Origin of the sequence: Halobellus inordinatus (assembly GCF_024464655.1) — an archaeon.
GTDB lineage: Archaea > Halobacteriota > Halobacteria > Halobacteriales > Haloferacaceae > Haloquadratum > Haloquadratum inordinatus.
Map to the genome: position 1 here is coordinate 326,409 of NZ_JANHAV010000002.1, position 13,623 is coordinate 340,031.

The 13,623-nt window shown below is 67.1% G+C and carries 13 protein-coding genes; 5 read left to right on the forward strand and 8 right to left on the reverse strand.

What is annotated here, in order from left to right:
* The first annotated feature begins 80 nt into the window (after nt 1-80).
* The gene (locus NO347_RS05960) at nt 81-1,949 is read left to right on the forward strand and encodes a cation:proton antiporter domain-containing protein (protein WP_256288722.1); all 1,869 of its coding nucleotides are present in this window, start codon (nt 81-83) and stop codon (nt 1,947-1,949) included.
* A gap of 33 nt (nt 1,950-1,982) precedes the next feature.
* Here NO347_RS05960 and NO347_RS05965 read toward each other — a convergent pair whose 3' ends face one another.
* On the reverse strand, nt 1,983-3,116 hold the full coding sequence (locus tag NO347_RS05965) for a thiolase family protein (RefSeq protein WP_256288723.1): 1,134 nt from the start codon (nt 3,114-3,116) through the stop codon (nt 1,983-1,985).
* A gap of 202 nt (nt 3,117-3,318) precedes the next feature.
* Between NO347_RS05965 and NO347_RS05970 the strand changes: the two genes are divergently transcribed.
* Nucleotides 3,319-4,692: an ATP-binding protein gene (locus NO347_RS05970; RefSeq protein ID WP_256288724.1), complete on the forward strand. Its 1,374-nt coding sequence runs from the start codon at nt 3,319-3,321 to the stop codon at nt 4,690-4,692.
* Between the two features lie 34 nt (nt 4,693-4,726).
* Here the strand turns inward: NO347_RS05970 and NO347_RS05975 are convergent, their stop codons facing one another.
* Nucleotides 4,727-5,977, reverse strand: coding sequence for an outer membrane protein assembly factor BamB family protein (locus NO347_RS05975; RefSeq protein ID WP_256288725.1), 1,251 nt, complete (start codon nt 5,975-5,977; stop codon nt 4,727-4,729).
* Between the two features lie 101 nt (nt 5,978-6,078).
* On the opposite strand from NO347_RS05975, the gene NO347_RS05980 reads away from it, so the two are divergent.
* Nucleotides 6,079-6,903, forward strand: a complete 825-nt coding sequence (locus tag NO347_RS05980) for an MBL fold metallo-hydrolase (RefSeq protein ID WP_121568584.1) — start codon at nt 6,079-6,081, stop codon at nt 6,901-6,903.
* 49 nt (nt 6,904-6,952) lie between these two features.
* Here the strand turns inward: NO347_RS05980 and NO347_RS05985 are convergent, their stop codons facing one another.
* The 6 genes from NO347_RS05985 to NO347_RS06010 form a co-directional block, all read right to left on the reverse strand.
* Nucleotides 6,953-7,477 (reverse strand): DoxX family protein, encoded by a 525-nt coding sequence (locus NO347_RS05985; RefSeq protein WP_256288726.1) that lies wholly within the window; start codon nt 7,475-7,477, stop codon nt 6,953-6,955.
* Between the two features lie 98 nt (nt 7,478-7,575).
* Entirely contained in the window at nt 7,576-8,556 is a 981-nt protein-coding gene (locus tag NO347_RS05990) for a DUF5787 family protein (protein ID WP_256288727.1), read from the reverse strand.
* Between the two features lie 178 nt (nt 8,557-8,734).
* On the reverse strand, nt 8,735-9,067 hold the full coding sequence (locus NO347_RS05995) for a NifU family protein (RefSeq protein ID WP_121568581.1): 333 nt from the start codon (nt 9,065-9,067) through the stop codon (nt 8,735-8,737).
* Between the two features lie 114 nt (nt 9,068-9,181).
* Nucleotides 9,182-10,150 carry an ROK family protein gene (locus NO347_RS06000; protein ID WP_256288728.1) on the reverse strand — a complete coding sequence of 323 codons (969 nt, stop codon included), beginning with the start codon at nt 10,148-10,150 and terminating at the stop codon, nt 9,182-9,184.
* Between the two features lie 120 nt (nt 10,151-10,270).
* Nucleotides 10,271-10,651, reverse strand: a complete 381-nt coding sequence (locus NO347_RS06005) for a DUF5611 family protein (RefSeq protein ID WP_256288729.1) — start codon at nt 10,649-10,651, stop codon at nt 10,271-10,273.
* A 69-nt stretch (nt 10,652-10,720) separates the two neighbouring features.
* Nucleotides 10,721-11,947: a DUF7093 family protein gene (locus NO347_RS06010; protein WP_256288730.1), complete on the reverse strand. Its 1,227-nt coding sequence runs from the start codon at nt 11,945-11,947 to the stop codon at nt 10,721-10,723.
* 147 nt (nt 11,948-12,094) lie between these two features.
* Here NO347_RS06010 and NO347_RS06015 point away from each other — a divergent pair, with 147 nt between their 5' ends.
* Entirely contained in the window at nt 12,095-12,397 is a 303-nt protein-coding gene (locus tag NO347_RS06015; protein ID WP_256288731.1) for a DUF6432 family protein, read from the forward strand.
* A gap of 84 nt (nt 12,398-12,481) precedes the next feature.
* Entirely contained in the window at nt 12,482-13,606 is a 1,125-nt protein-coding gene (gene ygfZ / locus NO347_RS06020) for a CAF17-like 4Fe-4S cluster assembly/insertion protein YgfZ (protein WP_256288732.1), read from the forward strand.
* The last annotated feature ends 17 nt before the right edge of the window (nt 13,607-13,623 follow it).

Below are 13,623 nucleotides of genomic sequence, written 5' to 3' on the forward strand. Positions count from 1 at the left end.
CTATTGTCGGTCGAAAGCCGGCCGGAATGTGTGGATTTATACCCTTCGGGGGATCAAAACGGAGGTATGGAGGTGTCCTAGTGGCGACCGCAGGCGGGGCGAATCTCATCCCCATCGTAGCCGCGATCATCGGAATCGGCGTAATTTCACAGATCCTCTCGGATCGCTTTCGCATCCCGAGCGTCGTCTTTCTGATCGCGTCCGGAATCCTCCTCGGCCCGGAAGTGCTCGGCGTCGTCGGACCGGACTCCTTCGGCAACGCGCTGAGTGCGATCGTCGGCCTCTCGGTCGCGATCATCGTCTTCGAGGGTGCGTTTCACCTCCGCATCCAGAAGCTCCGGGAGGCCCCGGCGGCGACACTCAAGCTTATCACGCTCGGGGCCGCCATCGCGCTCGTCGGGACTGCCGTCGCCGTCCACGTCCTGCTCGCCGCCTCGTGGTCCCTCTCGTTCCTGATCGGAGCCCTGCTCGTCGCGACCGGGCCGACGGTCATCACGCCGATTCTGGAAGTCGTCCCCGCACGCGACCGCGTCGAGGCCGCCTTAGAGACCGAGGGGATCGTCAACGACGTGACCGCGGCGATCCTCGCGGTCGTCATCTTCGAGGCGATAATCTCCGGTGTCACGGAACCGATGGCGCTGCTGACGCTCTTCGCCGAGCGCCTGGGCGTCGGCGTCGTCATCGGCGGCATCGTCGCGGCCGTGCTTCTCTATGCGCTCCGGTACGTCGACCTCTCGCCGGGGAACGCACCGCAGAACGCCCGCCTGCTCACTCTCGCCGGCGCGCTCGTCGCCTACGGAGCCGCAGACACAATCGCGACGGAGGCGGGGATCGCCGCCGTCGCCACCGCGGGCATTCTGATGGGCAACGCCGACATCCCGTACGAAGAGGAGATTTCGGCGTTCAAAGGCGACGTGACGCTGCTCGTCCTCTCGTTCGTCTTCATCGCGCTGGCGGCGCTGTTGCAGTTCGACATCCTGCGGACGATCGGTCCCCCCGGACTCCTCGTCGCCGCCGTCGTCGCACTCGTGTTGCGCCCGGCGCTCGTGTTCCTCTCGGCGCGCGGCGATCGCTTCAGCACCGGCGAGAAGTGGTTTATGAGCCTCGTCGGTCCTCGGGGGATCATTCCGGCCTCGGTCGCGACGCTTTTCGCGATCGAACTCCGGAACGCCGGCCTCGACGAGGCGGCGAACACGCTCGTCGGCACGGTCTTTCTCGTCATCCTCGTCACCGTCGTTCTCGAAGGCGGATTCGCCCGACAGATAGCCGAATACCTCGACATCATCCCAATGCGCGTACTCATCATCGGAGGCGGGAAGGTGGGCCGAACGCTCGCCGAACGCCTCGAAGGCCGCGGAGAGAACGTAGTGCTCATCGAACAGGACCAAGAGACGGTCGAAACCGCGCGGAACGCCGGCTTCACCGTCCACCACGGCGACGGCACCGACACGGACGTCCTCCGGTCGGCCGGCGCGGAGAACGCGCGGATCGTCGTCGGCGCGACCGGCAACGACGACGTGAACCTGCTCGTCTCACAGCTCGCCAGCTCGAAGTTCGGCCCCGAGACGATCCTCGCGCGGGTGAACAACCCCGACAACGCCGAAGCGTTCGAGGAACTCGGCGTTCGCACGATCTCGGCGACGCTGGCGACGGCGCAGGCGATGGACAACTACATCGAGCGGCCGTCGATGATGGACTGGATGGGCGAGATCGGTCGCTCCGGCGACGTCCAGGAGATCGAAGTCACGTCCGAGGAGATCGTCGGCCGCACGATCCGCGAGGTCGGGCCCGAACTCCCGGACGACTCGCTCATCGTCCTCGTCCAGCGCGAGGGCGAGACCCACGTCCCCGACGCGGACTTGACGCTCCAGCAAGGCGACCGGATCACGATCATCGGTGGGCGCGAGGAGGTCCGCGAGGCGATCCAGTACGTCCACCCCGACAAGTAGCGTGCGCCGCGCTCCTCGTTCGCGTCCGGACGACTACCGCAGGAACTCGATCGCTTCGCCCTGTCCGAACCCGACGCAGAGCGTCGCGAGCCCGCGGTCGACGTCTCGCTTTTGCATCTCGTGAATGAGTGTCACGGGTAGTCGCGCGCCGGACGCGCCGAGCGGGTGGCCGATCGCGATCGCGCCGCCGTTGACGTTGTACCGCTCGCTCTCGACGCCGAGTTCTCGCCGGGCGTAGACGCACTGGCTGGCGAACGCCTCGTTGAGTTCGACGAGACCGTAGTCGTCGATGCCGGTGCCGGCGCGTTCGAGCAGCGCGCGCGTCGCCGGCACCGGGCCGATTCCCATCACTGTCGGATCGACGCCGGCGACGGCGTTGGTGCCGACCTCTGCGAGGATATCGAGGCCGTGTTCCTCGGCGAACGCTTCAGAGGTGACGAGCACGGCGGCCGCACCGTCTGTCACCTGCGAGGAGTTGCCGGCGGTGACGGTGCCGTCACCGGTGAACGCCGGCGAGAGCTCCGAGAGCACCTCAAGGGAGGTGTCGGGGCGGATACCCTCGTCTTCGGTGACGGTCCCGTCGTCGGTCTCGACGGGGACGATTTCGTCGTCGAAGCGCCCCGATTCGGTCGCGTCGGCGGCCAGCTGGTGTGAGCGGAGGGCGTACTCGTCTTGCGCCTCGCGGGAGACCTCGTACTCGTCTGCGACCTTCTCGGCGGTCATTCCCATCTGGAGCTGGAAGACGTTGTACTCCTCCGTGAGATCGGGGTGGAGATGCTGATAGGAGTCGCCGTCCATCGGCACGCGGCTCATATTCTCGACGCCGCCCGCGACGATGCACTCGCGGTTGCCCGCGGCGATGGCGTCGGAGGCGGAGACGATCGCCTGCATCGAGGAGGCGCACCAGCGGTTGATCGACGTCGCGGGCACGTTCTCTCCCAACTCCGAGAGGAGCGCAATGACGCGGGCGAGGTTGTTGTCCTGCTCGCCGCGCTGCTGGGCGACGCCCCACATCAGGTCGTCGACGTCGTCGCTTTCCACTCCGGTCTCCGCTAAGATGTGGTCGATCAGCGTGACCGAGAGGTCCTCACTGCGGACGTCCGCGAAGACGCCACCGGCCTTTCCGAACGGCGTGCGGTACGCAGCGGCGATGACTGGCGTTGGCATAGCATACGATGACACCCCCGTCGGGATAAAAGGGTACGAACGCGCAGGACTGCACACAGAGTTGTACGGGCGTGCAGTTCTTCGACGGGCGTACAATCTTCTCTGTACGCAGTGCCGCGATCACTCTGTCGCGCCCGTTGTCGATTCTTCTCTCACCGTCGTTTCGACGCGCTTATGCGCGTGAGTGGGTAACGTCTTCGGGATGAGTAACCGGGCTCTCGAAGTGGTCGAGTTCCTCCTCACGGCACATCTCTACACCGAAGACCGTGACCTCGACGAGAACGATCTCCCGCCGCGGTACCGCCGAGTTTTCTGGACGGATCCGTCCGACGAGGACGGCGATGACGACGACGAAGAATCGAACGTCGTCGGCATCGAGCGGCCGCTCGTCGTCACCAACAGCGTCGCGCGAAAGGCGACCGGGGTCGAACACCCCTGGGAAGCGGTCTCGGATCTGCTCTTTACCCAGCGCGAGGAGTTCTCCGGGCGCATCTCGCTGACGCAACCCGAGATGGCGATCGAGTGGTTCCTCGACCGGGCCGACCGCGAGCGACTGGCGACGAATCCGACGATCGCGGCCGCCGTCGAGGACCACGACGGCGTGGACGTGACCCACGCGGAAGCGCGCGAGCAGACCCGTCCGATCCAGGCCGACCGCGTCTGGATCGACAGCCTCCTCGACGAGTATTTCGACGAGGAGGAAGACGCCGAGATGCTCGATCTCGTGCACGTCCGCGCGCCCGAGGAGATCGAGATGACGCTCGACGACCTCGTGTTGACCACCGACCAGGAGGGAGAGATACAGAAGCTGATGCAGGCGATCGAACACCGCGAGTACCTCGCCGAAATCGGTCTCCGCGAGATCGGGAAGATCCTCTTCGTCGGGCCGCCGGGAACGGGGAAAACGACCGTCTCACGCGCCCTCGCGCACGAGCTCGGCCTGCCGTTCGTCGAGGTCAAACTCTCGATGATCACGAGTCAGTACCTCGGCGAGACGGCGAAGAACGTCGAGAAGACCTTCGAGGTCGCAAAGCGGCTCTCGCCGTGTATCCTCTTTATCGACGAGTTCGACTCCGTCGCGAAGACGCGCCGTTCCGACGAGCACGCGGCGCTGAAGCGCGCGGTCAACACCCTCCTGAAAAGCATCGACGACATATCGCTGATCCGCGACGAGGTGATCCTCATCGGCGCGACCAACCACCCCGACCAGCTCGACGCGGCGGCGTGGCGGCGCTTCGACGAGATTGTCAACTTCCCGAAACCCGACAGCGGGATGCGGGCGGACATCCTCCGCATCATCACAAAGCGGATGGACATCGCCGAGTTCGACCCCGAGGCGGTGGCCGAGCGAACTGAAGGGCTCACCGGATCTGACCTCCGGATGGTGCTTCGGGAGGCCGTCCTGGAGGCGCTGACCGAGGAACGGACGACGCTCACCCAGGAGGATATCGTCGAAGCCGTCGAGGACTTCGAGGAGCGGGACAACCTGAAGAATATGGATATGATGTCGGACGGCGAACAGCTCGTCGCGGGCGACGGCGACGGGCACTCACACGACCACGCGCACGATCACTGATCGACGGCGTCGGTCGATTCGTTTTCACCACCAGTCACCCGTCGTCTGTTTCTAGAACGAGCAGCCCGAACGGTCCCGCGACGAACGCGCGGCCGGCCGCGACCACGGGCGAGGCGTACGCGGTCGCGTGGACTGAATCCTCACGCCACCGGAGACGCTCCGGGCCGAGCAACCCACCGGCGTCCCGCCGGAACGCGCGGACGCCGCTCCCTGCGACGAGGACGTCCTCGTCGGTCACGACGGGCGCGGCCGTCCCTTCGCTCGGCACGTGTGCCTGCCAGTTCGTGTCACCTGTCTCTCCGTCGAGTTCGTGGAGGTCGCCGGCGACGACGTAGACGTCGCTCCCGTCGACCGCAACTGGGGCGCGGCTCTGGAGGTCGCGTCGCCAGCGCACCTCGCCCGCGCGGTCGACCGCGACCGTCTCCTGCCACCCGGTCTGGATCACGCCGGACTCGTCCGCGACGGCGGCGGCGTACGGCGTATCGACCGGCACGCGGAAGCGCTCCTCGCCGCCCTCGCGGTCGAGTTTCACGAGCGCGTTTCGATCCGGGACGTAGACGCCGTCGTCGGTCACGGCGGGCGGGATCTGCGTCGCGGTCGAGTCGCCGAGGTTGTACTCGTCGTAGACGAGTCGAGCGAGCGAGCGCCGCCAGCGCTCGGTGCCGTCGGGGGCGAGCCTGACGCACGCGGTTGCGCTCCGGACGTAGACGTCGCCGTCGGCGACGGTGACGCCGTACGTCCGCTCGTCGCCGACGCGGTGGGAATCGAGGACGTCGCCCTCAGCCGTCGAGAGGACCGTGACCGACGCTCGTTCCGGTCCGGTTTCGCCTCCCTCGGCGTCGTCTGCCCGCCCCACTTCTCGTGTCGGGACGTACAGCCGTCCGCGCTCGGGGTCGAGAGCGGGCGCGCCGGACACCTCGCGGTCGAGGTCTCGCGTCCACTCGTCTCGCCCGTCGATTCCGATCGCGACGACGCGCCGCTCCGCGGCGAAGTACACGATCCCGTCGTGAACGACCGGCGGTGCGTACGGCCAGTCGGCCGGAACTAACGGCGCGTGCTCGTCAGGCGCCGGCGCGGCGCCCGCGACGCGGTTTGCGTTGCCGGGGCCGTTCCCGTACACGAGCCAGTCGCCGTCGTGAAACCCCGTCCGCTCGCCGCCGGTCAGCGCGCTGCAACCGGCCAGAGACGTTACAGAGGCGGTTACCGCGAGTGCGAGAAACCGTCGGCGGGAGGTCACAGAGTGCGAGCGGGCCGCTTCGCTGTGAGGCGCATCCGTGGGGACCATACTGCCCCGATTCAGTCACCGGCGAAAAGTGCTTTCCGCTCCCGCGACTCCGCCGCGGTGAGCCAACAATATATCACTCACCGGTCCCCTACCTCCGAGCGATGCGGGTCACTCTCCTCGGGACGGGCGATACGACCGGGACGCCGACAGTCGACTGCGAGTGCGACACCTGCGCGGAGGCGCGCCGTCGCGGCGTCGAGCGCACGCGCTTCTCTGTGCACGTCGAAAACGAGCGCACCGGCGCGTCGCTGCTCGTGGACTTCAGCCCCGACTTCCGCCATCAGTTCTTAACCCAGGGTGTCTCGCTGCCGGACGCGGGGATCGTCACCCACATCCACTTCGATCATCTCGACGGCCTCGGCAACGCCTACCGCCTGTTCGACGATCTTCCCGTCTACGCCGCCGACGAGACCGATCCCGCAACGGGCGAGAGCGTCGCAGAGACCGTGAGCAGCAAGTACGACTACCTGGACCGGGTGACCGTCCACTCGCAGACGCCGCTGGAACCGTTCGAGGTCTGCGGGCTGGAGGTGACGCTCGTCCCCGTCGAACACCCGCCGCTTTTGTGCTACGGGCTGGCGATCGAGGACCCCGAGACGGGAGCGAAACTGTCGCTGTCGGGCGATACGAACTACGCCGTCCCCGAGAAATCCCGCGAGGTGCTCGACGATCCCGATCTGTTCCTCGCCGACGCGATCGTCCCGGCGTCGCTGTGCAAGCATCACCCGCTCGGGGGCGACCACCACGACGCCGCCGGCGTCCCGCGGACCTTCGGCTCGAAGCATATGACCCGAGAGGGCGCGCTGGACCTCGCTGCCGACCTGTCGGCGACGGAGACCCGCCTCGTCCACACGGCGCACTTTTATCCCGTCGAGGAGGCGTTCGAGGAACCGCTCGCGGTCGACGGCGAGACCTACGACCTCTGAATCTCACAGCAAAAGGAGCGTGTGGTGGCTGCCGCGACGTGCCACGTCGCTACCCGAGCAGGTACTTCGCCGCCCGGGTGTTTCCGAGGTCGGCCTTCTCGATGACCGCGTCGAGGCCGAGGACCCGTCCAGCGCCGAGGACGCCCAGCGTGGCGAACAGCAGCAGGCCCATCAGGTCGCCGTTGACCAGGCCGTGGCTCCAGGCGGCGTTCCCGAGGTAGAAGAACACCATCAGGAAGGCCCCGAAGAAGCTCGCCAGTCTGACGAACGCGCCGACGACGAGGCCGAGTCCGATGAGCGTCTCACCCAGCGGGATCATCAGGTTGGTGAACTCCAGCAGCCACGGCGTCTGGCCGACCCAGACGAGAAAGCCCTGGATCGGGCTTCCGCCGGTCGAGTTGAGGAGCCACCCCTGCGCGTTGAACGGCTCGGCGGCGAGGTACTTGGTCACCCCCGCGTGGAGGAACCAGTACCCGGTCACCACGCGCAGCACGGCGACCCAGTAGCCTGCGAGCGTCCCCTGCAGGTCGAAGTCGACGACGTTTCCAACGGTCGTCTGAATGGATGTGGCCATCGTCCGTCACCTCACATCTGCACCTTTTGCCGGCAAGATTGTATAAATAGAAGCCGATTCCCAGTATCTAAAAAACAAATCACCCGAAACCGAGTCAGTTATTTGAACCGGTCGAGCCCGGATTGGCGGCGACGGACGCCGGGCGGGTTCCCCTCCCAGGGCGTGCGCGCGTCTCGGAGTGCGTCGGCGTCAACCTCGGGAGCGACAGCGGGGTCGTGGGCGCCGCAGTCGGCGCCACACGCTCGACTCGGATCGACGACGCGATCGAACTGCGTACAATAGGGGCGGCCGTCGTCGGTCACTTCGGCGTGGGCACACGCCGGGGCGTCGTAGGTGCGCCACCCCTTCCCGTAGACCCGCTCGGCCACGCGCCGGCGAGCACGGACCTTCGCGTCGACGCCGACGACCTCGATCTCGGTTTCGAGCGGGCGTTCCTCGGCGAGTTCGACGCCGGGCGCGTTCGTCGGCAGCGGCGTGGGATCGCGGATCACGTCTCGGCTCTGCGTCTCCGGATCGAAGCGCCAGACGCCCACTTCGGTCGGGATCCGGTTCAGATGCGCTCGCGTGACGTGGCTCTCGGTCGCCAGGATCACCGAATCGAACAGCCCGAGCGAGACGTCGGTGCGGAGCTGTCGGTCGAGCGCTCCCGGGTCGCCGAGGTCGGGTTTGTTCTCGATGCCGACGAGGCGGTCGAACCAGTCGTCGGGATACCGGGCCGTCTGCCGGACGTAGTCGCGGGTCTTGCGCCGCTCCGTCTCGAAGAACCCGACCTCTACGGCAGCGTCGACAGCGGCGTCGTGGAGACGATCAGACTCGCGGACGGCGCGGTGTCGGGCGACCCCCTCGCCGACGCCGACGTCGCTCTCGACGGCGCGGACCGGGATCGTCTCCGCCGTGATTCGCGCCCGGTCGTCGAACGCCGGTCCGGGAACGACGCCGACGACGTCCATAATTCGCCGGCCCGAACGCTCGACGGCCGCGCCGAGTTGCCGGCCCAGCACCCACTCGGTCGCCGCTTCGAGATGTGCACAGAGTGCGAGTTCGAAAGCGAACTCCTGGGGCGCGTCGGCGTCGAACACGCCCGTACGTTGGACTCGGCGGACAAAAGCACCTCGTCGGGTGCCGAGTCACGTCTCGGTCCGATCGCCGCTGCGACCGATTGTACAGCCGGCAGTCTCATACTGTCGGACAGCAGTTCGTGAACTATGTTGGACCCACGGGGTGCCGATACTCTTCACACAGTTCTGTCCGACCGTATCAGAAGTGTCCGGGGTCTTCGGTACCGTACTGCAGTTCGCCGCCGCGGCCGCCCTCGACCGTGCTGCTGCCGTGGTCGCCGGCGCTCGGAACCTTCACCCGCACGTCCTGGACTTCCTCGAAGTCCATTATCAGGTCCGCTTTGATGTTGTCGGCGGTGATGTTCGAGATGCCGCAGCCGGCGCACGCGCCGCCCAACTCGACGACGACCTCGCCGGTGTCGGGATCGGCTTTCCGAACCACGCTCTCGCCGCCGTGCATCTGGATGATCGGCATCTGGCCGGCCATCCAGGTCTCGATGCGCCGCCGGAGAGAGTCCTCTGTGTCGCTCATTACCACCCGTTGGCGCTCGATGCTTTGGTAGCTTGCGGTTGCGCTCGCGCTTTTCTGGCGTCGAGAAAAGTGTGTCACGGTCTTCCACGACCGATCGGGAGGCAAAACGGAGCGCTACAGCAGAGCGCGATCGCCCGTTCCGTCGGTCATCGCGCTCGCCACTGCGCCCATCACGACGACCTCGTCGCCGAGCGTCGTCAGTTCGATCTCCGGGACGTTCGACATCACCATCTCGTCCATCCGCTCGCGGATCGGATCCAGCGTCAGTTCCGGGTTGTTGAGCGCGACGGCGCCGCCGACGTAAATGATGAGCGGGGCGTACGCGTGGACGATGTTCGCGACGCCCATCGCGTTCCAGTGGGCCAGTTGGTCGACGACGTACGTGGCGAACTCGTCGTTGCCGGCGTGTTCGAAGACGTCGACCGCCGAGAAGTCGGGATCTTCGACCGGCAGTGTCGTCTCGACGTCGTCTTCCCTGTAGAGAAACTCGGCGTAGCGCGGAATGTTGTTCCCCGAGCAGTACGCCTCCCAGTGGCCGTCGTGGCCGCAGCCACAGGTGAGGTGTCCCTGCGGGTCGAGCGTCATGTGGCCGACCTCGCCCGCGTTCCCGTCCCATCCCGAGAGGACGTTGCCGTCGACACAGACGCCCGCGCCGATCCCCGAGGAGATGGTGAGATACACCATATCGTCGGGATTTCGCTCGGAGTGGAAGCGCTCGCCGATGACGCCGGCGTTCGTGTCGTTGTGGAGATACACTCGCTCGGTGTCCAAAAGCACGGAGAGCGGCCCAGTGAGGGGGATTCGATCGATGGTGTCCGGCAGGTTCGCCGGGTTCTCGACGGCACCCTCGGCGAGGTCGAGCGGGCCGATCGCGCCGATGCCCGCCGCCGTCGCCTCCTCGGGATCGATTCCGGCGTCGTCGCACGCCTCTCGAACGACCCGAAGTACGGCTTCGGTGACGATGATCCCAGTCGGCGCGTGCGGCGTGTTGTCGTCGCTGTTTCCGATGACCGTGCCGTCGTCGTCGGCGACGACCGCACGGACGTTGGTCGCCCCGAGGTCGACGCCCACGTAGTAGGCCATTGTGGTGATACGGGTGAGCCCCGCACTTAACTCAGCGGGTTCACCACCCCGGTGACGACCGTTCACCAGTCGCTCTCGGCGTCAGTGAGGGCCCGAAATCGAGGAGGATACGTCTGTCGGTCAGTAGTCGGGGGCGTCGTCTTCGACGGCGCGCTTCATCGAGTCGCGGCGCGACTTCGCGTCCCGACCGGTGGCTTCCAGCAGGAAGTCGTTCTTCGCGTCGACGGCGTCGCCGGCGGCTTCCAGATCGTCGGGCGATAGTTCGGCGGGGTCACGCTCTTCGAATTCGACGCCGAGGCGATCCTTCTTCCCGCTGTAGGATACAGCACCGGCGACAATGCGTTTGAAGACCGGATTATCAGGCTCCTCGACGACGTAGAGGTCGCTGTCCTTGTACTCCATCGTGTCTGTGATCGGACCGAAGTACTCCTCGACGGTCGTCTCCATATCCGGGATGCGTTCCTCCAGCGTCTCCCCGCGACGCATCTTGTACTCCTTCATAGACCGTGCTTCGGCAGGTGGTGGTTTACCTGTTTCGTCCCCGCGCCGTGACGGCCGGTCGAAACGACCTTACCGCTCGCGCTCGGCGATGTAGCCCTTCTTGCACTCGGGGCAGATGTCCCCCGCGCGCATCGAGGACGCGCCCGCGGTTCGAGAGTGTCCGCAGTTCGGGCAGTAGAATTCGACCTGCTCGTCCGGGACGTCGGATTCGAGCGTCGTCGACTCCCGCGCGCGAGTGAAGCCGTCCTCGCCGGGATCGGCGCTCGCGGGCTCTGTGCGCTGTTGCTGGCTCGCGACGGCCCCGTGTCCCTCTTCGGCGGCGATCCCGTCGATCGTCTCTGCACCGTCGCTTTCTGCGGCCGCCGCGTGCCCGTTCACCTCTGGCGTCAGTCCATTTCCGCCGAGGTCGACGTCGGCGTCGTTCCCGGTGGTCGCCGCGTAGCCCTCGTCGTCGCCCTCGTGTTCGGGCCAGGCGTCGGCGCCGTCGTCGCGTTCGGGCCACTCGCCGTGGCCGCGTTCGTCGCTGTCCGCTGGCTCGCTCTGCTCTGCGTCGCCGTCGATGATCTCCGCATCGTTCGTCACCTCCTCTTCCCCGACGGGGTCCTCATCGGCTGGCTCGCCCTGCTCGGCGGCCGCGGACTGCTGTGCGGCCCGACTCGGATCCGTCTCCGTCTCCTCGGGCCACTGCGTCTCGTCGCGCTCGGTCTCCGCGTCGTCGAGAATGACCGCGTCGTCGGCGTCGGGGTCGGCTTCGACGTCGTCCCACTCGTCGCTGCCGGTCTCCCAGCCGTCGGAGGTGCCGTCTGTCTCGGCTGCGTTCCCGTCTTCGGCGACGGCGTCAGCCTCGCTCTCGACGCCGCTTCCGTGAGCGTCCGCCTCGGCTTCGTCGATCTGATTCATCGGACTACCGGTGTCCTGGTCGGCGGACGCGGCGGCCGTCTCTCCGGGCTGGTCCGCGTCGGCCCCGTCGACGGGAGACGTCGCGGCCGCCGTCGACGGCGCCGCCTCGCCAGTCGCTGGCGCGTCCGTCCCGGATGCGTCCGCTGCCGACGCGCCCGTACTGCCGGTCGACGCCTGTTCGCTCTCTGTGGGATCCGGCTCGTCGAGGCCGACGTCCTCGGGCGAGCGGATCGCCGTCACCTCCTTGTTCTGACTGACGACCTGTTCGTCTCCACACCGCTCACAGACCTGCACCTCGCGGATCGTGACGACGACCTCGTCCCCCTGTTCCTCCCGATCGCGTTCGACCTCGGGTTCCCCGTACGCGTGCCCGAGAAGACGGCACTTGAGTCCCATTACCCGCCTTTCCGGCATTGAGCGTCAAAAGTGTACCTCCTGCGTCAGACGGACGGCAGACGGAACGCGAGTGACCGGCGTCCGAGAGCACGTCTGGACGGTCGCGACGGCGGTAAGCGTATACCCGACCGGGGCGAATCACCACCCATGAGAGCGCGGCGCGAGTTCCGAGACAGACGTGACACCGAAGTAGCGGTTCTCGACGCCCTCGTCGATCGTGCAGAGGAGGGAATGACCGTCTTCGAGGTGCGCGCCGCTGTCGACGCCGACATCGACGAAATCGAAGCGGCGCTCGCGGCACTGAAAGAAGACGACCTCATCTCCGTCCAGAACGGCGACGACGACCGCGTCGTCATCCTCGTAGACGACCGAGCCGTCCCCGACCCCGAGGAGGAACGTCCCGACGAACGCGGCTTCGTCGACGCGCTCCGGGATCGACTGGGGCTGTGAACGACGGCCGACCGACGGCGCTCGCCGTCGGCTCCCCGCCACAGGACGCTGCGGTTTTCACCCCTGAACGCGGACAGACGTACGATGACGGTCGTCACGGAACTGCACGAGGCGCACGGTGCGACGTTCGAAGAGCGCGGCGGCCGCCGGATCGTCCGCGAGTACGGCCGTCCGGAGCGGACCCACCGGGCAGTCCGCAACGGCGCGGGCGTGATCGAGATGGGCTACGGCGTCGTCGTGGTCGAAGGAGACGATCGCATCGCGTTCGTCGACGACACCGTCTCGAACCGCGTCCCGCGCGCTGACGGCGAGGGCGTCTACGCGCTGCTTTTGGACCCCCAGGGCCGGATCGAGACTGATCTGTACGTCTACAACGCCGGTGAGCGGCTCCTCTGTTTCACTCCGCCAGCGCGCGCGGGACCGCTCGCCGAGGAGTGGTCCGAGAAGGTGTTCATCCAGGACGTCGAGATCACCGAGGCGTCCTCTGAGTTCGCCGTTTTCGGCGTTCACGGCCCCCAATCGACCGAGAAGGTCGCGAGCGTGCTCAACGGCGCGGGCGCGCCCGAACCCGAACTGTCGTTCGTCCGCGGGTCGATGGGCGATGAGGGCGTGACCGTGATCGCCGGCGACGGCCTCGCCGGCGAGGAGGGCTACGAGGTCGTCTGCACCGCCGACGCGGCCGAACGGGTCTTCGAGACGCTCCTGATGTTCGGGCTGAACGCCGTCCCGTTCGGCTACGCGACCTGGGAGACGCTCACGGCGGAGGCGGGGACACCGCTTTTCGACACCGAACTACAGGGTCGGATCCCGAACGTCCTCGGTCTCCGCAACGCGCTCGACTTCGAGAAGGGCTGTTACGTCGGCCAGGAGGTCGTCTCGAAGGTCGAAAACCGCGGGCAGCCGAGCCAGCGACTCGTCGGCCTCCGGATCGAGACGGGCGGCGAGGCCGACCCGGACGCGGGGGCGGCGGCGGTCCCGCCGGCCGAGACTCCAGTCTTCGACGGCAACGAGCGCGTGGGGGCCGTGACGCGCGCCGTCACGAGCCCGTCGCTGGAGACGCCGATCGCACTGGCGCTCGTGGATTTCGATCTCGACGCGACGTCGCTGTCGATCCGTGACGACGCCGACGTCGCGGCCGAGCGCATCGCGCTCCCGTTCGTCGAGGGTAGCGCCGCGTCGGCACGGCTCCCGACCTACGCTGCGGACTGATTTTCTCGTCTCCGCCG